Here is a 23589-nt window from a genome sequence, read left to right as displayed (position 1 = left end):
GCCCGGTTGGCGTGTCTCTGTGAGGCTCAACACTGAGCATGACGGCTCCGACACGCGTTTCAGAGCCTGCAGCGGCGACCGAGCCCGACTCCGAGACGAGCGGGAGCGCCCATGCACATAGTCCGTTCGGCCCTTGTGAACGGCGGGCGACCGGTAGGCGTCGGGGGATCGACGGCTGCTCCGTGTGGAGGTATGTCGCCTGTCGCCGGTTATCGTCGGCCAGCGGCTGAAACGATGCTCCGGTGCTGATGATCACCGGTGGGACCGGCTATCTGGGGAGCGCACTGGTCGAGCTGGCCGTGCGGGAGGGGCACGACGTCCGCGTACTCGTGCGAGACCAGGCGAAGGCGGCGGAGCTCCTACCCGATGGCGTGGACGTCGTGGTGGGCGATCTGGCCGACACCGATGCGGTGCGCCGCGCCGTGCACGGCTGCCACGCGGTGCTCCATCTCGCGGGCTCCGTGGAGAGCTCGGCCGAGGCGACCCGCAGGGCCAACGTCGAGGGCACACGCTCGGTGCTGGCGGCCGCGACGGACGCCGGGGTGGCGCGCTTCGTCTACACCAGCAGCAGCGCCGCGGTGATCGACTCCTCGGGGCTGGTGGCCGAGTCCCCCACGGGGGCGCACGCCCTCACCGATCCCTACTCCGTGAGCAAGGCGGCTGCGGAGGACCTCGTGCTGACGGCCGCCGCGGGCGGCATGGGCGCGGTCATCGTCAACCCGGTGAGCATCTACGGCCCGAGCCCGCGGGGGCCGTTGTCCTACAACGGTCTGTTCATCGCGGCCGCTCGTGGCGAGGTGCCGGCCGTCGTCGACGCCGCCGTGGGATGGGTTCTCGCAGAGGACGCGGCAGCCGGGCATCTACTCGCTCTGGAGCGCGGCGAGCCGGGCCGGCGGTACGTGCTGAGCGGAGAGGTGGCCACGTTCGGCCGCGTTCTGCACACCTTCGCCGACCACGTGGGTGGCACGCGGGTGCGCACGCTGCCACCGGGCTCATCGCTCGGGGAGGACGCCGACACGTACGCCCGCCGCTCCGAGGTCTACGGGCACCTGCCGCCGGTGCGGGTGGACGACGCGGGCGCGCGGGCGCTGGGCTTCTCACCGGTCGGTGTGGACGAGGGCGTGGCCCGCACGGCGGCGTGGGCCAGGAGCAGCTGACCGACCTACCTCGTGTCGTGGAAACGACACTGGAGACGCCGATGCCGGCGCCCATGACGGGCGCCGGCATCGAAGCTGCGATCCGAGAGAGGCTCTCTCAGATGGGGCGGACCGTGTCGGCCTGCGGGCCCTTGGCGCCCTGGCTCGCCTCGAACGAGACGCGCTGGTTCTCCTCCAGGGTGCGGAAGCCGTCCGACTGAATGGCCGAGTAGTGGACGAAGACGTCCGGGCCGTTGTCGTCGGTCGCGATGAAGCCGAAGCCCTTCTCGGCGTTGAACCACTTGACGGTGCCCTGCGGCATACCTGTTCTCCATACGTGAAGCGGACCCTGCCGGCACTGTGCCGACCGGGGGCTGCACGGGAACACCGACGAACGCTTGGAAACCTCTGCATCGCCTGTGAAGCCCACCGTCACTCTCCACGGACGCTTCACAACGATCGAGGAAGACACGACTGCAACCGCGGCAGAACCTATCACGGGGGCCCGCGAACGCGCGTAAGTCGATTCGACCGATGGTTGGTTCGCATGGCCAAAGCGAAAGCCGCCCGTTGCCGTACCGTGACCTTTGTTCCCCGGCCCTGTGATGAAGCGAAGGATCCACATGCCCCCTGTCCTGCAGGAACGCCCGCCGGCCGCCGCCCTCACCGAGGGCCGCAAGTCCGGCACCGAGCAGGCCCTCGTCATCGCGTTCATGGTCATACCGCTGCTGGCGGTGGCCGCCGCGGTCCCGCTGGCCTGGGGCTGGGGACTCAGCTGGCTCGACGTCGGCCTCGCTGCGGCGTTCTACGTCCTGAGCGGGCTGGGTGTCACTGTCGGGTTCCATCGCTACTTCACCCACGGCTCGTTCAAGGCGAAGCGGCCGTTGCGGATCGCCCTCGCCGTGGCGGGCAGCATCTCGTTCCAGGGCAGCGTCGTCGGCTGGGTTGCCGACCATCGGCGCCACCACGCCTTCTCCGACAAGGACGGCGACCCCCACTCACCCTGGCTGTTCGGCACCGGTCCGGCGGCACTCGTCCGCGGTTTCTGGCACGCCCACATGGGCTGGCTGCTGGGCCGCGACCGCACCAACGCACGCCGCTTCGCACCCGACCTGCTGGCCGACCGTGACATCGCGGCGGTCGACAGGAGCTTCATCCTGCTGACGCTGGCGAGCCTCGGCCTGCCTGCCCTCATCGGCGGTCTCGTCAGCTGGTCGTGGTGGGGCGCCCTGACCGCGTTCTTCTGGGCCGGCCTCGTGCGGGTGGCGGTGCTGCACCACGTCACCTGGTCCATCAACTCGATCTGCCACATGGTGGGCGAGCGCCCGTTCGCCGCACGTGACCGCTCCGGGAACGTGTGGTGGCTCGCCGTGCTCTCGTTCGGCGAGTCGTGGCACAACCTGCATCACGCCGACCCGACCTGCGCGCGGCACGGGGTGAAGCGTGGGCAGGTGGACATCTCCGCCGCCGTCATCCGGATCTTCGAGAAGTTCGGCTGGGCCCACTCCGTGCGCTGGCCCACGGCTCGCAGGCTGGAGCGGCTCTCGCGGTGAGCCGACCCGGGGCCGGCCCCGCTACCGGGCCGGCTCCGGCACCAGGCCGCTCTCCAGCGCGCGGAAGACCACCTCGAGCAACTCGTGCAGGTTGCCGCCCTCGGTGAGCCAGCGCTCGTAGGCGGCCAGCGCCACGCCCAGGCTGGCGTGCCCGATCGTCTGCGGCACGAGATCGTCAGGCGACAGGCCGAGTCGCGACGCGGCGTACTCCGCCACCACCCGACGCCATTTCGCGTAGCGCAGTGTCGAATGGGCCTGGAGCGCAGGTGTGTCGAGGATCAGCCGCAACCGCCGCCTGTGCCACGGTTGCTCCTCCGGATGCACCTCGTTGAAGTCGAGGACCGCGCGCCGGACTCCGGCCATTATCGGCAGGTCCGCGGGAAGCGCAGCGAAGGTCCGGCGCATCCGTTCGAGCTCTTCGTCGAACGCACCCCATGGAATGTCGTTCTTCGAGCGGTAGTAGCGGAAGACGGTGCGACGCCCGATGCCCGCGGCATTGGCGATGTCGTCCACCGTGGTGGTGTCGAAGCCGCGTTCGCTGAAGAGCTCAAGCGCGATGTGTTCGATCTCGGACCGCGTGGTGACGGGACGGCGGCCGGCTCTGCGGGCCGGAGCCGTGTCATCCATCGGGTGTGCGGACATGTCGAATTCCTCGGCGGGCGCGAGCACTAGCGGCCACAAACCGCCTGATCGTCCCACGGCGGGCCGACGGGCACCGGGCCGCGCCGCCGCAAGCCCCGGTGGTCAGGGGCGGCGATACGGCGCGGGCCGCGCTGTGCGAGCCCCTCCCGGTGCGCTCGGCACGGCGGAGAGCCCCATCCGCACGGTGTTGCGACCGGCATGCTTCGCGCAGTACATCGCGGCATCGGCCACCTCGAGCAGACGCCCCAGCTCGTTGCCGTCGGCCGGCATCATCGCGCCGCCGATGGAGACGCTGAGATGGTCGATCACCGCCTGCCCCACCGGGTCGGCGAGGTCGACCCGCAGCGCCCTGATCCTCCGGCGGATGCGCTCCGCCACCGCCTCCGCCCCGGGGTGCCCGTCGTCACCGTCGAGACCGGGCAGGAGGACGACGAACTCCTCGCCCCCGAAGCGCCCGACGATGTCGTCGTCACGCACCTCGCTGCGCACCGCAGCCGCGACGGTGGCGAGCACCTGGTCGCCCACGAGGTGTCCGTACCGGTCGTTGACGTGCTTGAAGTGGTCGAGGTCCAGCACCAGCACGGTGGCGTGCCCGCCCGAGCGTTCGACGCGGCGCAGCACCCGGCTGGCCTGGTCGTGCCAGGCGGCGGCGTTGAGCAGCCCCGTCTTGCCGTCGGTGCTGGCGGCCTCCTCGAGCTGGCGCACGAGGACGGTGCGGTGGAGCACGATCAGCGGGGGAAGCACCAGCACCGCGTACCCAGGTCCGAAGGACGCCATCGCGCACGCGGCGAGCGCCCCCATGGAGAGCGTGGCGAACTCCAGGACGGCGTCGTCACCGTGACAGAGCGTCTGCAGGAACGTGGAGAAACGGCGGTTCGGGCCGCACAACACGATCACCGCGACGACCAGGGTCATGTTGACTGCTGCGTACACCACCAGGGCGAGCAGCACCGTCAGCAGGCCACCGACGGTGCGGAAGAGAACGGTGGGCTCGCTCAGCGCCATCACGGCCGCGGCGGCCTGCACGGCGAGCACGACGGTGGCCGTGCTGAAGAGGGCCCGGTGGGGTGGCACGCCCGAGCGGCGCCACACGCGTGCGTAGATGTGCAGGCAGAGCACGAGCGCCACGGCCACGGCCAGCGGCGCCGGAAGCAGCGCGGCAGCCGCGAACGTCCAGACCGAGCTCAGGTCGATGTGCGGCCCCTCGTCCGACTGGCGTCTTACGCGCTCGACGCCCAGCGAGGCCTCGGTGCTGACGATGCCGGCCGCGGTCAGCACGGCGAGGATGAGCGCCCACGAGTGCGGGAGATCGCCGATGCCGTGGCGCAGGCTCATGACGAGTGTGCCGACAGCCACCAGCTCGACGAGCAGGATCACGGTGAGTACCGGTGCGGGTAGCGACCACACGCCCCAACGGGTGAGGCCCGCAGGGCCGCGCCGTGGCAGTCGCATTCCCGAGAACCCTTTCGAGCGGGCTGTCGTCACGTTCGCATGCCCCCCATCCCCCGACGGATGGTAGCCGGATGACAACCCTACGTCAGCGGCCCGGGCGAACTGATCCACCCGCCGAGCGGTGAGCTGCCGCGACAAGGCGGGCAGCGACACACGCCGCGTATACATCCAGGGGGCCGCGCTCCCAGCCTTTCCGGCAGGCCGAACGAGACATGGCCAGGCCAGGATACCTGGCGTGCTGCCACGGAGCAGGAAAGCTCGTGATGCCGAGCGCTGCAGAAGTTGTGGCCAGGGGCGGGGTCGAACCGCCGACCTACCGCTTTTCAGGCGGTCGCTCGTACCAACTGAGCTACCTGGCCGAACCGGCGGTGTGCCGGAAGGTGGAGCGACCCAGACGGGACTCGAACCCGCGACCTTCGCCGTGACAGGGCGACGCGCTAACCAACTGCGCCACTGGGCCTTGCTGTACTGCATCGTACGGTCGTGCCGGTGAAACGTACCCCCAACGGGATTCGAACCCGCGCTGCCGCCTTGAAAGGGCGGAGTCCTAGGCCGCTAGACGATGGGGGCTTGGACCACCAGGGCAGTCCCCGCCCGCAACGGCTGTCCGTTGGGAGCCGCATAAGCATATGACAGGGTCTGAAGGGCCCCACACCCGGGGGTACCTATCGAGCCGGACCGGCTCGACCGCAGGTCACGGCCGAGCCGGCGGGCCATCAGCGGGTGACGGGTGGTGGCTGGTCGGGGTTGGCGGAGATCAAGCCGAGCATGTCGAGCAACTGCCGGAGGTCGTCGGAGTCGGCGGAGTTGCGCGCGACCACCAGCCTCGCGCGGTGGAGCTGGTCGTCGGAGACGCGATAGGCGTCCGCAGCCGTGCGCTGACTCGGGATGGCGCCCCCCGGTGCCATCCGTTCCTCACCGATCTCCCGCCGTGCACTTCCGATACCACTCATCGACGCCTCCCCGTGCGGTCGCCACCAGGCCTCGACCGATCGGGGGCGCGCAACCGCGGACAGCGCCGTCCGCAGAACTCGGTCGCCTTACCCGGCGCGGGTACCCCACCCCGCGCCGGAACGCCCCGTAGCCACCCCCGTGGCCGTGACCGGCACGTTACCTACCGCCCTTCCGCGACGCACCCCCTCTTAGCGGGAGAAGATCCGACTCGACCGTGACGGAGCGAACACAGGAGAGTCGCGAGCGTCGCCACGCTTACTTACCCCCTGGCCGTATTGTCACCACTGGAATCGTGAACGGCGTGGGCCGGGCGGGAACCGGATGCCGGTTCTGCCACCATTCGACCCACATCCGAGGAGGCCCTGCATGTCCGTCGAGGCACCGTTCCGCACCCAGGTCACCGTCGCCGGGATGACTTGCCAGCACTGCGTGATGTCCGTCACGGAGGAGATCAGCGAGATCCACGGCGTCGACGCCGTCGAGGTCAGCCTGGAGAGCGGGGCCGTCACGGTGCTCGCGGACCGCGAGGTCGCCCGTCACGAGATCGCGGCGGCCGTCACCGAGGCCGGCTACGACCTCGTCGACTGAACCGCGCAGACCATCCCGGAGCGGGTCCGCAGGCCGTAGCGCGTGCTCGGCGATCTTCGGCCATCCCCCGGCCGTAGGCTCCGCGCATGCCTCCGCCCCGCGATCGCTCCCGCTCGCGCCATCGCGCCCCGGCTCCCAGCGGGAGAAACCCGGTCGCGAAACAGCCGGATGATCCCGTCGTCGAGGACGGGGAGCTCAGCTCGTACCTCGCCGCACTCTCCGGCGACGGCCAGGGTTCCACCGAACTGACCGGCCGCTTCGGGTCCGCTCAGGTCTTCCAGCTCCGGCTGCCCGCCTTGCGGATCGAGCAGTTGAGACGCATCGCCGCAGACCGCGGTGTCTCGCCCGGCGCCTTGGCCGTGGACTGGGTGATCGAGCGGCTGAACCGGGAGGACACGGCCACCGGGCCGCTCCCCGTCGTGACCGACGAGGACGAGGACGGCGACGAGAACCGCACGCGGCGCGGACGAGGCTGGTTCGGGCTGCGGTAGCGGAGCGCTCAGTCGCGGTCAGGGGTGAGGCAGGGGCTGCCGGTGAGCAGGTCCCGGTCCACCGATTCCGCCAGCGCGCGGTACCCGGCAGGCGAGAGATGCAGACCGTCCCCGGCGTCGAACTCGGGGGCGAGGCGGGTGGGGCGCGCCGGATCGGCGACCGTGGCGGCGAAGTCGAAAACGCCGTCGGCGTACTCCCGCCCGTGCACCCGCACCCAGGCGTTGACGGCAGCCCGGTTCGCGACGGCTGAAGCGGTGCCGTGGGCACCGGCGCCGGACGGGGTGATCGTCGTGAGGTACACCCGCTTGCCTGCGTTCCTCGCGCGCTCGGCGAACTTCTGCAGGCCCTTGATGATCTCGGCCGCGGGGCGGCGGGCGGCCACGTCGTTGGTGCCGATGTGCAGGACGACGTCGGTGGCCCCGGTAGCGCCCTCGACGTCGCGTTCGAACCGGGTGAGCGGGGAGTCCCCGCCGCCGACGGTGTCGTCGTTGAGGAGCCGGTTGCGGGCGATCCCGGCGTTGAGCACGGACATGACGTTGGTGCCGCCCGCCGTGGCGAGCCCGGCCGACAGGGCGTCGGGCCAGCGCTCGTCGAGGTCGGGGGCGCTGCCGACGCCGTCGGTGATCGAGTCGCCCATCGCGACCACCGCGTTGACCGGGCGGGGCGCCAGCACGTCCACGCCGGTGAGCACGAGCCACGAGAGGATCCGCGTGGGGAAGGCGGATGCGTCGCCGAACGTCCAGTCGCCCTTGCGGGAGATGTAGGACGTCTGCAGCGCCACCGAATGCTGCGTCATGACGGGCGGGGCAGCGGGCAGGAACATGCTGACGGCCAAGGGGTCGCCTGCCTCGACCTCGAGCGGCACCTGGTCGCTCTCCACCTCGGCACCGGGCGGGATCACGACCGACGTCTTCCCGCCGAACGCCACGGGCTCGACGCTGCCCGGCAACAGGCCCGCCCGTCCGTCGGAGCGCGCGGCCGACACCGCGCCGACGGTCAGCGGCACGGCGCCGTAGGCGTTGGAGAGCCGGATGCGGGCCTCGGACCCGGAGACCTGCGGGCGCACGATCATGCGAAGGGTGGTGCCGGCGAGGCCGGGGTTGCCGGGCGCGGGCTGCGCAGCCGTCTGCCAGGCGGTGACCCAGGTCGGTGACGAGCAGGCGTCCTGCGGCCGGAGGGGCCGGACGTCGGCAGCGGCTCCTCCCGCCCCGGTCGTGCCCACGGTGAGCCCGACGGCCAGGACGACGGCCACGGCGATCGCGAGGCCCGACGGAGCGTGACGATTCCAGCGCGGTCCCGGCCCTCGAAGGGCGAGCAAGCGGCGTCCGAACCACATCGGCCTGCTCCCCCGTCCGCCTGCAGCACGAAACCGAACCGAAGGTGCGGCATGACGCCCCGACGTCTGCCGAACCTCTCGCAGAATCTTCATCTCCCGCCCCCGCCGTTTCGCTACAGGACGCGCCGCACGAACGGGTAGTAAGCGACCCGTCACACGGAGTGGAACGAGCGCGTGCCCCTTCCGGGAGTCGGCCGATCGGGTGGTGACTGCACGTAGCGTCGATCGGTGCCCGCCGCCGCCGGACACGACCGGGGAAACCCGTGCGCCTCTCCACCCGAACAGGTGGAGATAGGGCACGTGGCGCAGTGGGCCTGCCGACGTCACCCGTCAGCGCTTACTGTCACGACCGGCCCCCGGGCCCGGGCCGCCGGGATTCGGGCCCGTGACCGACCAGGGGCCGCAGGGCAAGGAGGCCAGTCGTGGGCGAGTACGAGGACATCTTCCGCGCCAGCACCGACGACCCGGAGGCGTTCTGGCTCCGGGCGGCGCAGGCGATCGACTGGCACAAACCGCCGACACGAGCGCTCGACGACTCGCGGCCGCCGTTCTACCGGTGGTTCCCCGACGGGGAGCTCAACGTGTGCCACAACGCGCTCGACCGGCATGTGGAGGCCGGGCGCGGCGCGCAGCCTGCGCTGATCTACGACTCCCCCGTGACCGGCACGACCCGCACCTACACCTACGAGCAACTGCGCGACGAGGTCGCACGCTTCGCCGGGGTGCTCGCGGGCCTCGGCGTCGGGCACGGGGACCGCGTGGTGATCTACATGCCGATGGTGCCCGAGGCCGCCGTGGCCATGCTCGCGTGCGCCCGGATCGGCGCGGTGCACTCCGTGGTGTTCGGCGGGTTCGCGCCGCGGGAGCTCGCCGTGCGCATCGACGACGCCACACCGTCGGTGATCGTCTCGGCGTCCTGCGGCATCGAGGGCAAGCGCGTGATCGAGTACAAGCCCCTGCTGGACAGGGCGATCGAGTTGGCCGTCAACAAGCCCTCCCACTGCGTGATCCTGCAGCGCCCGCAGGCCGAGGCGGCGATGGGCGAGAACGACGTGGACTGGGCCGAGGCGATGCAATCGGCCACCCCTGCCGACTGTGTGCCTGTGGCCGCGACGGACCCGCTCTACATCCTCTACACGTCAGGCACGACCGGGAAGCCCAAGGGCGTGGTCCGCGACAGCGGAGGCCACGCGGTGGCGATGTGCTGGACGATGCCGAACGTCTACGACGTCGACACCGGGGAGACGATCTTCACGGCGTCCGACGTCGGCTGGGTCGTCGGGCACTCCTACATCGTCTACGCGCCGCTCCTGGCGGGGGCCACCACGGTGCTCTACGAGGGCAAACCGGTGGGGACACCGGACGCCGGGCAGTTCTGGCGCGTCGTCGCGGACCACGGCGTCAAGAGCGTGTTCACGGCGCCGACGGCGTTCCGCGCGATCAAGAAGGAGGACCCGAAGGGCGAGCACCTCGCCAAGTACGACCTCTCGACGCTTCGCTACCTCTTCCTCGCCGGTGAGCGGCTCGATCCCGAGACCCAGCGCTGGGCGTCGGACCTGCTCGAGGTGCCGGTGATCGACCACTGGTGGCAGACCGAGACCGGCTGGCCCATCGTCGCCAACCCGGCAGGGATCGAACTGCTGGAGATCAAGCCCGGATCGCCGACGAAGCCGCTGCCCGGGTGGGACGTCCAGGTGCTCGACGAGGCCGGGAAGCCGGTCGAGGCGGGCACCGACGGCCCGATCGTCGTCAAGCTGCCGATGCCCCCTGGCTCGCTGCCGACCCTCTGGAACGACGACGAGCGGTTCGTCTCCTCCTACATGTCCGCGTTCGACGGCTACTACCTCACGGGCGACGGGGGTCGCATCGACGAGGACGGCTACGTCTTCGTCATGGGCCGCACCGACGACGTGATCAACGTGGCCGGGCACCGGCTGTCCACCGGCGGGATGGAGGAGGTCCTCGCTTCCCATCCGGACGTGGCGGAGTGCGCCGTGATCGGCGTGGCCGACCCGATGAAGGGCCAGGTCCCACGCGGGTTCGTGGTGCTCAAGGCCGGCGTCGACCGGGACGAGGCGCAGCTACGGGCCGAGCTCGTGCAGCTCGTGCGCGACCAGGTCGGCGCCGTCGCGAGCCTCAAGGACGTCGCCGTGGTCGCGGCGCTGCCCAAGACCCGCTCGGGCAAGATCCTGCGCAAGACGATGCGGGGTATCGCCGACGGCAACGACGAGCCGGTGCCCTCCACCATCGACGACCCCGCGGTGCTCGACGCGCTGCGTCCGGTACTCCGCCGCGGGTAGCCGCAACCCCGTCCGCATCGAGCGGGGCCGGGGCCTGCAGGTCCCGGCCCGCTGCTCCATACGTGGGCGCTGCGCGCCCGCCGAATGGAGCAACCAGTCGGCGGGCCCGTAACAGGCAGTGCGCGAGAGGAGATGACCCGGAAAGGCCGACGCCCCCCACGACGGCCTCCGATCCACCGAGAGGACCCCCCAACTCTCATGACTCTCTCCCGACGTACCTGCGCCGCAGTTTCCGCCGCCGCGATCAGCGGCAGCCTCGTCGCCGGCATGGCCGGCACCGCGCTGGCGTACGACAACCTCGACTGCACCGACTTCAGCTACCAGGAGGACGCCCAGGCCGTCCTCGCCTCCGGCCCTGCCGAACCGCACCGGCTCGACGACGGCGCCGACGGATTGGCGTGCGAGTCGCTGCCGAAACGGCAGTCCGAATCGCCCGTGTCAGATCCGGAGGCCGCGGTCCCTGAGACGACTCCGCCGGTCGCTCCCTCTCGGTGGTGACCCGGCATCAGGCCGGAACGGCCGCGGTAGTGAGGGTCACCTGAGTATCGGTATGCCCGCGACCGGTGCACGATGTGTCCATGAAGGTCGTGGTCGACTTCGATCTGTGTGAGTCCAACGCCGTCTGCATGGGCATCGCCCCGGAGGTGTTCGAGGTGCGGGAGGACGACTTCCTCTACATCCTCGACGAGAACCCGCCCGAGTCGATGCGCCCGAAGCTCGAAGAGGCCGTCGCCGCCTGTCCGCGGGCGGCGATAAAGCTGGTCGACTAGGTCTCCGGGCCGGGACGAACCGGCCTGCGGCGAAGCGACGCGGTGACCCGGGCGGCCACCGCGGCACGTGCGGTGTGCCCACTTGCGATCACGTCGCCGGTGATGTCCGATCGACGTGTCGACGGTGGATTTCGAGCATGATGTCGGCTGTCGCCGCCCCGAGGAGCCTTCGATGACTGCTGTCTGGGACATCCCGCTGACCCCTCTGGCCTTCCTGCGCCGCTCCGCAGAGGTGTTCCCGGACAAGACCGCGATCGTCTACAGCGATCGCCGGCTGAGCTATCGCGAGTTCGCGGCCGAGGCCACGCGGGTGGCACATGCCCTGCGTGGATCCGGGATCCAGCCCGGCGACCGCGTCGCCTACATGCTGCCGAACATCCCCGAGATGCTCGTGGCGCACTTCGCTGTGCCGCTCGCCGGTGCCGTCCTCGTCGCGATCAACACCCGGCTGTCCACGCAGGAAGTGCGCTACATCCTCGATCACTCCGGCGCGAAGATGCTGGTGGTCGACGCGGCCCTGCACCCGGTGGTGGCTCCGGTCGCGGCCGGGTTGAAGACCGTCGACGAGATCATCACGGTGGTCGACCCTGCGAACCCCGGCGATGGCTCCGGCAGTGGCGTCACCTACGACGACCTGCTCGCCCGCGGTGGGAACGAGCCACTGCCGTGGGCCGTCGAGGACGAGACCGGTTGTATCTCGATCAACTACACGTCGGGCACGACCGGCAAGCCCAAGGGCGTGCAGTACTCCCACCGCGGCGCGTACCTGAACTCGTTCGGCGAGGTCGTGCACTCCGGCCACACGTTCGACAGCGTGTACCTCTGGACGCTGCCGATGTTCCACTGCAACGGCTGGTGCACGCCCTGGGCCGTCACGAACATCGGGGGCACGCACGTATGCCTGCGTGAGGTGCGCGGCGACGTGATCTGGCGACTCATCGACGAGCACCGCGTCACGCACCTCAACGGGGCACCCACGGTGGTCACCATGATCATGCGGGCTCCCGAGGCCCGCCGGCTCGACTACGTCCTCACGGTCACCACGGCGGGCGCCCCGCCGAGCCCCACCACGATCATGCAGATGGAGAAGCTCGGCTTCCGGGTCGTGCACGTCTACGGGCTGACCGAGACCTACGGCCCGTACTCGGTGAACCAGTACCAGCGTGCCTGGGACGGCCTCGAACCCGCGGAAAGGGCCCGGCAGCAGGCCCGGCAGGGCGTCGGGATGGTCTGCGCCGATGCCCTGCGCGTGGTCGATCCCGAGATGAACGACGTCCCCGCCGACGGTGCGACGATGGGCGAGGTCATCATGCGCGGCAACAACGTGATGCTCGGGTACTTCGACGATCCGGCGGCCACCGACAAGGCGTTCGCCGGCGGATGGTTCCACTCGGGCGACCTCGGCGTGCTGCATCCCGACGGCTATGTGGAGCTGCGCGACCGCGCGAAGGACGTGGTGGTCTCCGGCGGGGAGAACATCTCGACGATCGAGGTGGAGCAGGCCATCGTCTCCCACCCGGCGGTGGTCGAGGCCGCGGTGATCGGGGTGCCCGACGAGGAGTGGGGCGAGCGGCCCAAGGCGTTCGTGGTGCTCGCCGAGGGGCAGGAGGCCACGGAGAGCGAGCTGATCGAGCACGTGAAGGGACTCATCGCCCGATACAAGGCACCCAAGGCCGTGGAGCTGGTGGGCGAGCTGCCCAAGACCTCCACGGGCAAGGTTCAGAAGTTCGAGCTGCGTGAGAAGGAGTGGGCGGCGGAGGCCGGCCGCATCCGCGGCTGACCTCCGCTCTGTCTCAGGCGCGGCCGGGAAGGACCCGGCCGGTGTACCAGCCGTTCCAGACCATCAGGCCGACGAAGGCGGCGACGAACAGCGCCTCGGATGCCCCGACGCCGATCTCGACCGGCAGCAGGAGCACGAGCGGTATCCGCAGCACCGCCTCGGCCACCAGACCGACGCCCCACACGGCCGACGTCAGGCGGAAGGCGCGGCGCACGTCCAGATCACCGTCGTACATCTCGGCCAGTGCCTCGGACCTGGCCGGCATGAAGCTCTGCGCCGCCGCGAGCGTCAGCGGCCGCCTGCCGCGAAGGGCGGTGACGAGGAAGACCGCGCCCACGGCCGCGGTGACCAGGGAGCTCTTGAGCAGCAGCATCCTGGGGTCCCCACTGACGAATGCCAGCAGCAGTCCGATGCCGTAGACCAGCAGCATCACCGTGGCGAACTGGTTGAGCGTTCTGTGCCGGACCACTCCCCAGAGCGTTCGCGCCGCCGCCACCGCGGTGGCCGCGAGCAGGGCGACCCAGTCGGTCGCGCCGGCGAGATGCAGCGCGTAGTAGGCGGCGACAGGCAGCCCGACGTCCCAGGCCAGACCGCGGGCCATCGAGAGGAAGGCGCCACGGCGGGAGTGGTCGGTGCGCTCGACGGCGGGCAGGGGCTCGGTCGGGGAGGTGTTCGACGCGATGTTCGGCACGGGAAGAAGAGTGCATCCGCCAGATCTGACATGTCAATACTGACATGTCAGATACGTCTGCAATGCGGATCACCCTGAACGGGGACATCTGACCGTTAGCATTGCTCAAGTGACGAAGGCGACGCGGGCTGCTGTCGGGGCCGTGACGACCACCACCGTCGCCGTGCTACCGGTGTTCCTCACCGGCGCACTGGCCGTCCAGATCTCCGCAGAGCTCGGGTTCGATCCCGCCGGCCTCGGGCTCGTCGTGGCGCTCTATTTCGGGATCAGCGCGCTGGCCTCGCTCCCCTGCGGCTGGCTCGTCGAGCGTTTCGGCTCCGGGCCGACGAGCCGGGCGGCAGTGATCGGCGTGGCCGTCACGATGACCGCGGTCGCCGCGTTCGCCTACTCCTACGCGAGCCTGATCGCCGTCCTGCTCTGCAGCGCGTGGTGCAACGTGCTCGGCCAGCTCTCGTCCAACCTGACACTCGCCCGGTACGTCCCCGCCACCCGCCTCGGCCTCTCCTTCGGGATCAAGCAGTCCGCGATCCCGCTGGCGACCCTCCTGTCCGGAATCGCGGTGCCGGCCGTGGCCCTGACGGTCGGCTGGCGGTGGGCATACGTGATCGGCGCCGCGCTCGCGCTGGCCGCGCTCCTGGTCGCGCCGCAGGACACGGCGGGACGGGAGCGCACGGTCCCCGCGCCCGGGGAGCGGGCCACGGCCGCGCTCAGCGTGATCGGGTTCGCCGGTGCGCTGGCCGCGGCCTCGGCCAACGCGCTCGGCATCTTCCTCGTGGCGTCGGCCGTGGAGCGGGGCATCAGCCCCGGCATCGCGGGCCTGACCCTGACGATGGGCAGCGTCGTCGGGCTCACGCTGCGGCTGACGCACGGCTGGCTCGCCGACCGGAGGTCCGGTGGCCACATCGCCGTGGTGGCCGGGAGCCTGCTGCTGGGCGCGGGCGGTCTCGCCCTGCTCGCGGTGCCCGGCACGCCTGCGCTGGTGATCGGCACCGTGCTGGGCTTCGGCCTCGGCTGGGCCTGGCCGGGTCTCCTACAGTTCGCGGTGGTGCGGCTCAACCCGTCTGCGCCGGCGGCGGCGACCTCCATCGTGCAGGCGGGGGTGTACGCAGGCGGGTTCATCGGACCGGTCGGGTTCGGGTTCATCGCCACCCACGCGTCGTTCCCCACGGCGTGGATCACCGGCGCCGTCACGATGGTGGTGGCCGCGGGGCTGATGGGGCTGGGCAGGCGGATGCTCGTGGCGCACCGGTCCGCCCGCGAGGCGGCCGCCGCACGAGCCGGGTAGAGCTGGTCAGCGCCGCGAACTGATCAATCGGACGACAGCCGCCCGGCGAGGGCGATCGCGTCATAGGGCGCGTGGACCTTGACGTCGTTGTCGAAGTAGACGAACACGTCCCGGCCTCCCGGACGCCTCGGAGCGGCCGGAGCCAGGGTGTGCTCGCCGGTCGGCGCCTCACCGGCCTGCCACGCCCGGACCTTCGCTGCCCACACATCGAGGGCGTCGGGCGTGTATCCGCTGGTGTAGAGCTCGGAGTCGCCGTGCAGCCGGACGTACACGAAGTCCGACGTCACGTCCTCGAGGAACGGCCACGTTCCCGCCGTGTCCGCCACCACGAGCGCGACGTCCTGCCCGCGGAGCAGGTCGACGAACGCCGGCGTGCAGAAGCTGGGATGGCGCACCTCGAGGGCGTGGCGCAGGGGACGGTCGGCGTCGATCTCCGTGTGCGCCCGCCCGTCGAGCCGCTCGTCGTGGTGTGCGGCCAGTTCCGCGGCGGCGCCGGTGGTGCGCGGCAGCAGCGTGAGGAACGCCTCGACCCTGCCCGGGTCGAAGCGCAGTCGCGGTGGGAGTTGCCACAGCAGCGGCCCGAGCTTCGGCCCGAGAGCGAGCACGCCCGACGCGAGGAAGTTCGCCAGCGGTGTCTCGACGTCCCGCAACTGCTTGAGGTGCGTGATGAAACGGCCGCCCTTGACGGCGAACAGGAAGTCCTCGGGGGTCTCGGCGGCCCAGGCGCGGTAGCTCTCCGGACGCTGCAACGAGTAGAAGGACCCGTTGATCTCGATGCTGTTCACCTGCCGCGACAGATGCTCCAGCTCCCGGCGCTGCGCGAGGCCACGCGGGTAGAACGTGCCGCGCCACGGCGGGTAGCGCCAGCCCGACGTCCCCACCCGGGTACCGGCCACGTGCGTGAGCCTCCCACCCGGAAGGCAGGATGGCCCGTGTGGACGACGAGGCAGCAGTGGTGGTGACCGGCGCGGCCGGAGCCCTCGGGCATGCGGTCGTGGCCGAGTTCCTGGCCGGCGGCAGACCGGTGATCGCCCTCGATCGCGCAGGGGCCCGCCTGGACGAGCTCGCCGAGCGAGACGGGGTGTACGCCGTGCCCGCGGACCTCGCGGGCCGCGACGCGGTGCACGCCGCCTTCGCCACGGCCGACGCGCTACCCGTGGTGGCGTCCGCGCTCGTCACGCTCGCCGGCGCGTTCGTCCCCGGCAAGCTGACCGACGTGGACGAGGAGGGGCTGGACGCGCTCTGGCGCTCCAACTTCGGCTCGGCGCTGTGGTCGGTGCAGGCGATCGCGCCGCGCCTGGCCGCGCGCGGTGGCGGCGCGATCGTGACCGTCGGCTCCAAGACCGCCGTGCACGGTCCCGCACCGGTGGCACACGCCACGAGCAAGGCCGCCGTCGTGCGGCTCACCCAGCTGCTTGCCGACGAGCTGCGCCACGACCGGATCCGCGTCAACACCGTGCTCCCGTCGGTGATCGACACACCCGCCAACCGCGCCTGGATGTCTGCCGAGCTGGCGGCGCGGGCGGTTGCGCCTGCTGCGATCGCGAAGATCATCGCTTTCCTGTGCGGACCTGACGCGTCCCCGATCAGCGGCGCGGCGATTCCGGTGTACGGCGATGCCTGATCTGCGTAGCGCGGTCGGGGACGTGCTCGACTGGCCGGTCGACCACGCCGCGGCCGCCGTCGTGGCGGCCGACGGCACGGTGCTCGCCACGGCCGGTGAGCAGGACCGGGAGTTCCGGCTCGCCTCGGTGACCAAACCACTCGCTGCCTACGCCGTGCTCATCGCGGTGGAGGAGGGCGCGGTCGAATGGGGCACGCCGGCGGGCCCCGACGGCTCCACTGTTCGCCATCTCGCCGCGCACGCCTCCGGCCTCGCGCCCGCCGAGCGCGTCGTGCAGGCGGCGCCGGGCACCCGGCGCATCTACTCCAACGCCGGGTTCGACGTGCTGGGCGAGACGATCGCCGCGGCGACGGGCATGCCGTTCGCCGAGTACCTGCACGAAGCAGTGTTCGAGCCGCTCGGAATGACCGCGAGCAGGCTCGACGGCTCCCCGGCAGCCGACGCCGTCAGCACCTGTGCCGACCTCACGCGATACGTCGCCGAGCTCCAGGATCCGACGCTCGTCCATCCCGACACGCTGGCCGAGGCCACCAGGGTCGCGTTCCCCGGCATCGACGGCATCCTGCCCGGTTTCGGCAGGCAGCGGCCCAATGACTGGGGTCTGGGGTGGGAGATCCGCGACGGGAAGTCGCCGCACTGGACCGGCGCCGGCAGCTCGCCGCGGACGTTCGGGCACTTCGGGGTCACCGGCACCTTCCTCTGGGTCGATCCGGACGCCGGCGCCGCCTGCGTGGCGCTCACCGATCGCGACTTCGGGCCATGGGCCATCGAGGCATGGCCGCCGTTCACCGAGAAGGTTCTGGCCGCGCTCTGACGTCCGAGATGTCGTTCACCGACATGCCCCCGCGCGCGGGAATGATCCGGAGGGGTGGCCCGTTGTACCGGCTGTCCGAACCGAGCGACCTGTGTCCCCGGGTCTCACCTGACAAGAGCCACCGCGGAATACCGTTCGGCAGGAGCTGCGGTGTGCCACTCGCCGCGAGGCGACCAGCGCTCGGTTCGGACACCCATTGACCTGCTGCGCCCGGCGATTCCCGCCGCCGGGCGCGGCTGCGCAGGCGGCGCCGGCCCTCGACGGCGCCGCCCCTGATACTGCCGACCGGGAACAAACGTCCGGTCGACGCCGTTGGTTCATTCGTCCGAGTCGAGCGACCTGTGTCCCCGGGTCTCACCTGACAAGAGCCGCCGCGGAATACCGTCCGGCAGGAACCGCGGCGTGCCACTCGCCGCGAGGCGACCAGCGCTCGGTTCGGACTCCCATCCCGTCCACCCCCCACTTGCTGCGCCCGGTGGTCCCCCCGCCGCCGGGTGCGGCTGCCCGGGGGGCGGCGCCGATCCCCCACGACGCCGCCCCCGCATCTCCTCGACCGGGAACAATCCGCAGGTCGAGGCGGTTAAGGTAATTGTCCGTGCCGGGCGATCCGTGTCCCCGGGTCTCACCTTCTGCCACCTACGGGTGCGCCACGCGCCGAGAGGCGACCGGCGCCCGGCCCGGACATCCCTGTCGCACTCCCAGCAGAGGACCGATCAACAGAGGGACGGCGAGAGCAATGAAGGGTGACCGGGTCGAGATCGTGATCGACGCAGGCAGCGGCACCACCCGCACGTACGAGGTCACGGCCACCCGCGCGGGGCGGCGCGTCAACGTCACGCACGGCCGCGGAGTCGTCGAGGTCAGCGAGACCACCCGCGGCGGCAGCACCGTGCGCACCGCGCGCTTCCTGGCCAGCCGCGTGCTCGCGCTCGTCGAGCATCCCGCCGCCGACCAACCGGTCGCCGACGAGATCAGCCCCACCCTGCGCTCGGTCTGAGCGCCGACGCCAGGCAGACTCCTTTCACGATGTCCTCTCCCGCGGCCCGAGCCACTGACTCGCGTCCCGAGCCGGTCGACCCGTCCGCCGGCGCCGTCACGTCCCGCGACGGTGCCGCCGATGCGCGGAACACCAGGCAGGGCGCCTCCGACCTCCCGTCCCGCGATTCCGTCGAGGCACGGGACGGGAACGCTCGCGCCGCCGACCGTCGAGCCCGGCGACCACGCCGGCGCCGGCCCCGGTCGCGCGAGGCCGACGTCCTCGACACCTCCGGCTCGCCGACGTCCGTTCCGGACGAGCCCTTCGTACCCGTCTCCGACGCCGAGATCGACGCGCTCGCCGAACGTCTCCCCGCACTCTCCCTCCTGGACGAGCACCGTCTCGGCCGCCGCATCGCCACTGCGCGACGCACCCGGGATGCGAGGGCACGCGCGAAGGCGGTGGCCGACATCACCTCCGCGGTCGACGCCGGTGAGCGGCGCACGGCCGCGCGCAGGGCCGCCGTGCCCACGATCCACTATCCCGAGGCACTGCCCGTCAGCGCGCGGCGCGACGAGATCGCCACCGCGATCCGGGACCACCAGGTCGTCATCGTCGCCGGCGAGACCGGCTCCGGGAAGACCACGCAGATCCCGAAGATCTGCCTCGAGCTGGGAAGAGGCATCCGGGGGCTGATCGGACACACCCAGCCCCGCAGACTCGCTGCCCGCACCGTCGGCGCACGCATCGCGGAGGAGCTCGGCAGCCGCCTGGGCGACCTCGTCGGATGGAAGGTTCGCTTCACCGACCACGTCGGGGAGAACACGCTCGTCAAGCTGATGACCGACGGCATCCTGCTCGCGGAGCTCACCGGCGACCGGATGCTGCGCCAGTACGACACGCTGATCATCGACGAGGCCCACGAGCGCAGCCTCAACATCGACTTCATCCTGGGCTACCTGACCCAGCTGCTGCCGCGCCGTCCCGACCTCAAGGTCGTCATCACCTCGGCGACGATCGACCCCGAACGGTTCGCCGAGCACTTCTCCCAGGCACTGGGCACCACGGTGCCGATCGTCGAGGTCTCCGGGCGCAGTTACCCGGTCGAGCTGCGGTATCGGCCGATCGTCGACCCCGACGATCCTGACGCCGATCCCGATCGCGACCAGCTCGACGCCATCGGTGACGCCGTGGCCGAGCTGCAGCGCGAGGGCGGTGCCGATGCTGGAGGCGACGTGCTCGTGTTCCTGCCCGGCGAGCGCGAGATCCGCGAGACGGCCGAGGCACTGGGCAAGCGCAACTTCCGCAACACCGAGATCCTCCCGCTCTACGCTCGGCTGTCGACAGCCGAGCAGCAGCGGGTGTTCGCCCCGCACCCCGGTCGCCGCGTCGTGCTCGCCACCAACGTCGCCGAGACCTCGCTGACGGTGCCGGGTATCCGCTACGTCGTCGACCCGGGCACCGCGCGCATCTCTCGGTACTCGCGGCGGCTGAAGGTGCAGCGGCTGCCGATCGAGAAGGTCTCGCAGGCGAGCGCCAACCAGCGCGCCGGTCGCTGCGGGCGCGTCGCCGACGGCATCTGCATCCGGCTCTACAGCGAGGACGACTTCGACGCGCGTCCCGAGTTCACCGACCCGGAGATCCTGCGCACCAACCTCGCCTCGGTCATCCTGCAGATGATCTCCCTGGAATTGGGCGAGCTCACCGAGTTCCCGTTCGTCGAGCGCCCGGACGCCCGGGCCGTCGGCGACGGCCTCGCCCTGCTGCAGGAGCTGGGCGCGCTCGAAGCCGACCGGCGGCTCACCCCCGTCGGCCGCGCGCTGGCGGCGTTGCCCGTCGACCCACGGCTGGGCCGCATGCTGGTGGAGGCCGACCGCACCGGCTGCCTGCGCGAGGTGCTCGTCATCGCCGCGGCGCTCTCCGTGCAGGACCCTCGCGAGCGCCCCACCGAGCAGCGCCAGGCCGCCGACCAGAAGCACGCGCGGTTCGCCGGCGAGTGGACCGCCGACGGCTCCACACTCGATGCCGGTGGTTCGGACTTCCTCGCCTTCGTCAACCTGTGGCGCTACGTCGCCGAGCAGCGCGAGGCCCTCTCCGGCAACCGCTTCCGGCGGCTGCTGCGCGAGGAGTTCCTGCATTACCTCCGCATCCGCGAGTGGCAGGACCTGCACTCGCAGCTCCGCTCGGCCGCGCGCAACGCCGGCATGACGCTGAACGACATCGAGCCCGACCAGGACCGCATCCACATCGCGGTGCTCTCCGGGCTGCTCTCCCAGATCGGACTGCGCGAGGAGCCCACCGGCAAGGAGCGCGGCGGTAAGGAGCGTGGCGGCCGGGAGTACCTGGGCGCCCGCGGCGCCAAGTTCATGATCTTCCCCGGATCGCCGCTGTCGAAAGCGCAGCCGCGCTGGGTGATGGCCGCCGAGCTGGTGGAGACCTCCCGCCTGTTCGCGCGCACGGTCGCCCGGATCAAGCCGGAGTGGATCGAACCGCTGGCCGGGCACGTGGTGAAGCGCTCGTACTCCGAGCCGCACTGGTCACGCAAGCGGGCGGCGGCCGTGGCCACCGAGCGGGTCACGCTCTACGGGGTCCCGATCGTCGTCGACCGCAGGGTCGACTTCGGACGCATCGATCCCGAGCTGTCGCGTGAGCTGTTCATCCGGCATGCGCTCGTCGAGGGCGACTGGGACACCCGCCACCGGTTCTTCCACGCCAACCGCGAGCTGCTCGAACACGCCGAGGAGCTGGAGCACCGGGCGAGGCGCCGCGACCTCGTCGTCGACGAGGAGACGCTGGTCGGCTTCTACACCGAGCGGATCCCGGCCGACGTGGTGTCCGGGCGGCACTTCGACTCCTGGTGGAAGAAGGAGTCGCGCCGGCAGCCGGAGCTGCTCGACTTCACCGAGGAGATGCTCCGCACGGCGCAGGCCGCCGACGTGGACCGCGCCGCGTACCCCGACCACCTGGAGGCGGGCGGGCTCACGCTCCCGCTGTCGTACGCCTTCGAGCCGGGGGCACACACCGACGGCGTCACCGTCGACGTGCCGGTGGCCGCACTGCACCAGGTCGACCCCACGCCGTTCACATGGCAGGTACCCGGCCTGCGCGAGGAGCTCGTCACGGCACTGATCCGCACCCTGCCCAAGCAGCTACGGCGGCTCTATTCACCCGCACCCGACCACGCGAAGGCCGTGCTGGCGCGCCTGCAGGCCGCGGCTCCCGGCAACGGAGGCGGCGAACCGCTGCTCGACGGCCTGGAGCGCGAGCTGGGCCGGATGCGCGGCGTGGACATTCCCCGCGACGCCTGGGAGCTGAACCGGCTGCCCGAGCACCTCACCGTCACCTTCCGGGTGGTGGACGAGGCCGGCCACGAGGTGGCCACCGGCACCGATCTCGACGCGCTGCGCCGCCGGCTCGCACCGAAGGTGCGCGAGGAACTGGCCGCAGCCGGCGCTGAACTGGAACGCACCGGGCTCACGACCTGGTCCATCGGCACACTCCCCCGTGAGCTCCCGGTGCGGCGCGGAAACCATGTCGTCACCGGCTACCCCGGCCTGGTCGACCGCGGGTCCACTGTGGACGTACGTGTCTTCCCGACGGCAGCCGAGCGCGACCCCCAGACGTGGCGCGGCGTGCGCCGGCTGCTCCTGCTCGACACGCCCTCGCCCGTGAAGCAGGTGCAACGCGGCCTGGACAACGCCGCCAAGCTGGCACTCTCCCGCAACCCGCACGGCTCCGTCGCGGCGATGCTCGACGACTGTGTCACCTCCGCGGCCGACGCGCTGATCACCGCGGCCGGCGGCCCCGCGTGGGACGAGCGCTCGTACGCGCGGCTGCGGAAGCTCTTCGCCGACCGGCTGGCCTCCACCACGCTGCAGGTGCTGCAGGCCATGCGAGGCGTGCTCACCGTCTGGCACCGGGTGCAGGCACAGCTCGCCGATCTGCGGGCGCCGGTGCTCGCCGCTGGCGTCGCCGACATCACAGCGCAGGTCAACGCCCTCGTGGGGCCGGGCTTCGCCACCGCGGCCGGTGCGTCCCGGCTCGCCGACGTCGCCCGTTACCTGGAAGCGGTGGAGCGGCGGATCGAGAAACTGCGCGCCGACCCCGCCCGCGATGCCGCGTGGACCGCGGAGGTGCGGGTGGTGGCCGACGAGTACGCGGCCGAGCTGGCGGCGCTCCCGCCGGGCGTGGAACCGCCGCCGCAGCTGCGGGAGATCCGCTGGCTGATCGAGGAGCTACGCGTGGGCCTCTATGCCCACCCGATGCGCACCCGCTACCCCGTGTCGATCAAGCGCATCCAGAAGGCGATCGACGACCTGCCCCGCTGACTCTCGGCCGGCGATTGCGCTTCGCCGGCTCAACGTAAATTTCACGATACGCCGATATCGCCGGATATCGGCACGGAAATATTTCCAGTGCGGCACTTTCATACGGCGAATTCCAGCCCCGGGGACGGGTCGCGTACGTTCGTTGTGGATAGCCGGAATCAAATGATCGTGCAGCACAGCAGAATGGGTGGTTCAGTGGGTCGACACAGCAAGATCAGAACGCGCCGATGGGTCGGTTCGGCACGGGCGGCGACGCTCGCGGGAGCACTCGGCGCCGGGATGCTGGGGACATTCCTCGGACCGCTGACCGGGCCGGTCGCTGCCAACGCGGCTACCCCGGCTCCCTCCCCGACAGCTCCCCGTGCGACGACTCCGTCCGGTGACACCTCACAGCAGGTGCCGGGAACCCCGTGCACCGCGACCGCGAAGGCGTGCATCGATCTCGCCCACAATGAGGCCTGGCTCGTGAAAGACGGACACGCCGTGCGCGGTCCGGTGCAGATCAACCAGGGCGCCCCGGGTGAGAACACCCCCACTGGCACCTTCGATGTGCAGTGGAAGGACCTGCACCACCGCAGCAAGGAGTTCAACAACGCGCCGATGAAGTACTCGGTCTTCTTCGCCCCCGGCGGGATCGCCGTACATCAGGGCAACGTGCACAAGAAGTCGGCTGGTTGCGTGCACATGTCGGCCGCCAATGCGGCGGCGTGGTACAGCTACCTGCACGTCGGCGACCAGGTCCAGGTCCGCTGACGGGATCAGCTCACCCGCATGAGGATCGTCGACTCGTCCGAGCCCGTCCATGCAGGGATGCAGGTCTACCCCGGAGATGCCAGGCGACCCGGTACGCAAGCGCTTCGTTTCGCCT

At 71.0% G+C, this 23589-nt stretch carries 21 protein-coding genes and 3 tRNA genes; 14 read left to right on the top strand and 10 right to left on the bottom strand.

Annotated elements, in window-relative coordinates; genetic code table 11:
• Window positions 1-248: 248 nt before the first annotated feature.
• Window positions 249-1157 (top strand): NAD-dependent epimerase/dehydratase family protein, encoded by a 909-nt coding sequence (locus tag MMF94_RS19535; protein WP_241038658.1) that lies wholly within the window; start codon window positions 249-251, stop codon window positions 1155-1157.
• Between the two features lie 97 nt (window positions 1158-1254).
• Here MMF94_RS19535 and MMF94_RS19530 read toward each other — a convergent pair whose 3' ends face one another.
• The gene (locus MMF94_RS19530; RefSeq protein ID WP_142059975.1) at window positions 1255-1458 is read right to left on the bottom strand and encodes a cold-shock protein; all 204 of its coding nucleotides are present in this window, start codon (window positions 1456-1458) and stop codon (window positions 1255-1257) included.
• Window positions 1459-1759: 301 nt separating this feature from the next.
• Here MMF94_RS19530 and MMF94_RS19525 point away from each other — a divergent pair, with 301 nt between their 5' ends.
• Complete coding sequence (locus MMF94_RS19525; RefSeq protein WP_241038459.1) at window positions 1760-2689, top strand: acyl-CoA desaturase; 930 nt, start codon at window positions 1760-1762, stop codon at window positions 2687-2689.
• Between the two features lie 21 nt (window positions 2690-2710).
• On the opposite strand, the gene mftR is transcribed toward MMF94_RS19525, so the two are convergent.
• The 6 genes from mftR to MMF94_RS19495 form a co-directional block, all read right to left on the bottom strand.
• A complete protein-coding gene (gene mftR, locus MMF94_RS19520) occupies window positions 2711-3331 on the bottom strand; it encodes a mycofactocin system transcriptional regulator (RefSeq protein WP_241038458.1) in 621 nt (206 codons plus the stop codon).
• 102 nt (window positions 3332-3433) lie between these two features.
• Window positions 3434-4783 (bottom strand): sensor domain-containing diguanylate cyclase, encoded by a 1350-nt coding sequence (locus tag MMF94_RS19515; RefSeq protein ID WP_241038456.1) that lies wholly within the window; start codon window positions 4781-4783, stop codon window positions 3434-3436.
• A 285-nt stretch (window positions 4784-5068) separates the two neighbouring features.
• Window positions 5069-5142 (bottom strand) — tRNA-Phe (locus MMF94_RS19510).
• 27 nt (window positions 5143-5169) lie between these two features.
• Window positions 5170-5243, bottom strand: a tRNA-Asp gene (locus tag MMF94_RS19505).
• 37 nt (window positions 5244-5280) lie between these two features.
• A tRNA-Glu gene (locus MMF94_RS19500) sits at window positions 5281-5353 on the bottom strand.
• A gap of 146 nt (window positions 5354-5499) precedes the next feature.
• The gene (locus tag MMF94_RS19495; protein ID WP_241038455.1) at window positions 5500-5736 is read right to left on the bottom strand and encodes a hypothetical protein; all 237 of its coding nucleotides are present in this window, start codon (window positions 5734-5736) and stop codon (window positions 5500-5502) included.
• Window positions 5737-6103: 367 nt separating this feature from the next.
• Here MMF94_RS19495 and MMF94_RS19490 point away from each other — a divergent pair, with 367 nt between their 5' ends.
• Together MMF94_RS19490 and MMF94_RS19485 are read left to right on the top strand one after the other, a co-directional pair.
• Window positions 6104-6325 carry a heavy-metal-associated domain-containing protein gene (locus MMF94_RS19490; protein ID WP_241038454.1) on the top strand — a complete coding sequence of 74 codons (222 nt, stop codon included), beginning with the start codon at window positions 6104-6106 and terminating at the stop codon, window positions 6323-6325.
• 86 nt (window positions 6326-6411) lie between these two features.
• A complete protein-coding gene (locus MMF94_RS19485) occupies window positions 6412-6816 on the top strand; it encodes a hypothetical protein (protein WP_241038453.1) in 405 nt (134 codons plus the stop codon).
• An 8-nt stretch (window positions 6817-6824) separates the two neighbouring features.
• Here MMF94_RS19485 and MMF94_RS19480 read toward each other — a convergent pair whose 3' ends face one another.
• A complete protein-coding gene (locus MMF94_RS19480) occupies window positions 6825-8153 on the bottom strand; it encodes a GDSL-type esterase/lipase family protein (RefSeq protein WP_241038452.1) in 1329 nt (442 codons plus the stop codon).
• A gap of 422 nt (window positions 8154-8575) precedes the next feature.
• On the opposite strand from MMF94_RS19480, the gene MMF94_RS19475 reads away from it, so the two are divergent.
• The 4 genes from MMF94_RS19475 (at window position 8576) to MMF94_RS19460 (ending at window position 13003) form a co-directional block, all read left to right on the top strand.
• Window positions 8576-10453, top strand: coding sequence for a propionyl-CoA synthetase (locus MMF94_RS19475; RefSeq protein WP_241038451.1), 1878 nt, complete (start codon window positions 8576-8578; stop codon window positions 10451-10453).
• Between the two features lie 198 nt (window positions 10454-10651).
• A complete protein-coding gene (locus tag MMF94_RS19470) occupies window positions 10652-10951 on the top strand; it encodes a hypothetical protein (RefSeq protein WP_241038450.1) in 300 nt (99 codons plus the stop codon).
• Between the two features lie 80 nt (window positions 10952-11031).
• On the top strand, window positions 11032-11223 hold the full coding sequence (locus tag MMF94_RS19465) for a ferredoxin (RefSeq protein WP_241038448.1): 192 nt from the start codon (window positions 11032-11034) through the stop codon (window positions 11221-11223).
• A 172-nt stretch (window positions 11224-11395) separates the two neighbouring features.
• Window positions 11396-13003, top strand: coding sequence for an acyl--CoA ligase family protein (locus MMF94_RS19460; protein WP_241038446.1), 1608 nt, complete (start codon window positions 11396-11398; stop codon window positions 13001-13003).
• 13 nt (window positions 13004-13016) lie between these two features.
• Here MMF94_RS19460 and MMF94_RS19455 read toward each other — a convergent pair whose 3' ends face one another.
• On the bottom strand, window positions 13017-13694 hold the full coding sequence (locus tag MMF94_RS19455; protein WP_241038444.1) for a VC0807 family protein: 678 nt from the start codon (window positions 13692-13694) through the stop codon (window positions 13017-13019).
• A gap of 109 nt (window positions 13695-13803) precedes the next feature.
• Here MMF94_RS19455 and MMF94_RS19450 point away from each other — a divergent pair, with 109 nt between their 5' ends.
• Entirely contained in the window at window positions 13804-14979 is a 1176-nt protein-coding gene (locus MMF94_RS19450; RefSeq protein WP_241038442.1) for an MFS transporter, read from the top strand.
• A gap of 23 nt (window positions 14980-15002) precedes the next feature.
• Here MMF94_RS19450 and MMF94_RS19445 read toward each other — a convergent pair whose 3' ends face one another.
• On the bottom strand, window positions 15003-15875 hold the full coding sequence (locus MMF94_RS19445) for a DUF72 domain-containing protein (protein WP_241038440.1): 873 nt from the start codon (window positions 15873-15875) through the stop codon (window positions 15003-15005).
• Window positions 15876-15913: 38 nt separating this feature from the next.
• Here MMF94_RS19445 and MMF94_RS19440 point away from each other — a divergent pair, with 38 nt between their 5' ends.
• The 5 genes from MMF94_RS19440 (at window position 15914) to MMF94_RS43400 (ending at window position 23474) form a co-directional block, all read left to right on the top strand.
• Complete coding sequence (locus tag MMF94_RS19440; RefSeq protein ID WP_241038439.1) at window positions 15914-16603, top strand: SDR family NAD(P)-dependent oxidoreductase; 690 nt, start codon at window positions 15914-15916, stop codon at window positions 16601-16603.
• The gene (locus MMF94_RS19435; RefSeq protein ID WP_241038438.1) at window positions 16596-17417 is read left to right on the top strand and encodes a serine hydrolase domain-containing protein; all 822 of its coding nucleotides are present in this window, start codon (window positions 16596-16598) and stop codon (window positions 17415-17417) included. Before MMF94_RS19440 ends, MMF94_RS19435 begins: the two co-directional genes overlap by 8 nt.
• Window positions 17418-18153: 736 nt before the next feature.
• A complete protein-coding gene (locus MMF94_RS19430; protein WP_241038437.1) occupies window positions 18154-18414 on the top strand; it encodes a hypothetical protein in 261 nt (86 codons plus the stop codon).
• A gap of 29 nt (window positions 18415-18443) precedes the next feature.
• The gene (hrpA, locus tag MMF94_RS19425) at window positions 18444-22721 is read left to right on the top strand and encodes an ATP-dependent RNA helicase HrpA (RefSeq protein WP_241038436.1); all 4278 of its coding nucleotides are present in this window, start codon (window positions 18444-18446) and stop codon (window positions 22719-22721) included.
• 162 nt (window positions 22722-22883) lie between these two features.
• Window positions 22884-23474: a L,D-transpeptidase gene (locus MMF94_RS43400; RefSeq protein WP_338104267.1), complete on the top strand. Its 591-nt coding sequence runs from the start codon at window positions 22884-22886 to the stop codon at window positions 23472-23474.
• Window positions 23475-23589: the final 115 nt, after the last annotated feature.

The sequence above is a fragment of the Pseudonocardia alaniniphila genome (assembly GCF_022524485.1).
Classification (GTDB): domain Bacteria; phylum Actinomycetota; class Actinomycetes; order Mycobacteriales; family Pseudonocardiaceae; genus Pseudonocardia; species Pseudonocardia alaniniphila.
Note: the sequence above shows the minus strand (reverse complement) of the source record. Positions and strands in the feature narration are given on the sequence as shown.

Coding starts and splice junctions, on each gene's coding strand:
- MMF94_RS19435 (WP_241038438.1), top strand. CDS start 16,596: ATGCCTGATCTGCGTAGCGCGGTCGGGGACGTGCTCGACTGGCCGGTC.
- MMF94_RS19530 (WP_142059975.1), bottom strand. CDS start 1,458: ATGCCGCAGGGCACCGTCAAGTGGTTCAACGCCGAGAAGGGCTTCGGC.
- MMF94_RS43400 (WP_338104267.1), top strand. CDS start 22,884: ATGATCGTGCAGCACAGCAGAATGGGTGGTTCAGTGGGTCGACACAGC.
- MMF94_RS19430 (WP_241038437.1), top strand. CDS start 18,154: ATGAAGGGTGACCGGGTCGAGATCGTGATCGACGCAGGCAGCGGCACC.
- MMF94_RS19515 (WP_241038456.1), bottom strand. CDS start 4,783: ATGCGACTGCCACGGCGCGGCCCTGCGGGCCTCACCCGTTGGGGCGTG.
- MMF94_RS19485 (WP_241038453.1), top strand. CDS start 6,412: ATGCCTCCGCCCCGCGATCGCTCCCGCTCGCGCCATCGCGCCCCGGCT.
- MMF94_RS19470 (WP_241038450.1), top strand. CDS start 10,652: ATGACTCTCTCCCGACGTACCTGCGCCGCAGTTTCCGCCGCCGCGATC.
- hrpA (WP_241038436.1), top strand. CDS start 18,444: ATGTCCTCTCCCGCGGCCCGAGCCACTGACTCGCGTCCCGAGCCGGTC.
- MMF94_RS19525 (WP_241038459.1), top strand. CDS start 1,760: ATGCCCCCTGTCCTGCAGGAACGCCCGCCGGCCGCCGCCCTCACCGAG.
- MMF94_RS19535 (WP_241038658.1), top strand. CDS start 249: ATGATCACCGGTGGGACCGGCTATCTGGGGAGCGCACTGGTCGAGCTG.
- MMF94_RS19495 (WP_241038455.1), bottom strand. CDS start 5,736: ATGAGTGGTATCGGAAGTGCACGGCGGGAGATCGGTGAGGAACGGATG.
- MMF94_RS19465 (WP_241038448.1), top strand. CDS start 11,032: ATGAAGGTCGTGGTCGACTTCGATCTGTGTGAGTCCAACGCCGTCTGC.
- MMF94_RS19490 (WP_241038454.1), top strand. CDS start 6,104: ATGTCCGTCGAGGCACCGTTCCGCACCCAGGTCACCGTCGCCGGGATG.
- MMF94_RS19460 (WP_241038446.1), top strand. CDS start 11,396: ATGACTGCTGTCTGGGACATCCCGCTGACCCCTCTGGCCTTCCTGCGC.
- MMF94_RS19480 (WP_241038452.1), bottom strand. CDS start 8,153: ATGTGGTTCGGACGCCGCTTGCTCGCCCTTCGAGGGCCGGGACCGCGC.
- mftR (WP_241038458.1), bottom strand. CDS start 3,331: ATGTCCGCACACCCGATGGATGACACGGCTCCGGCCCGCAGAGCCGGC.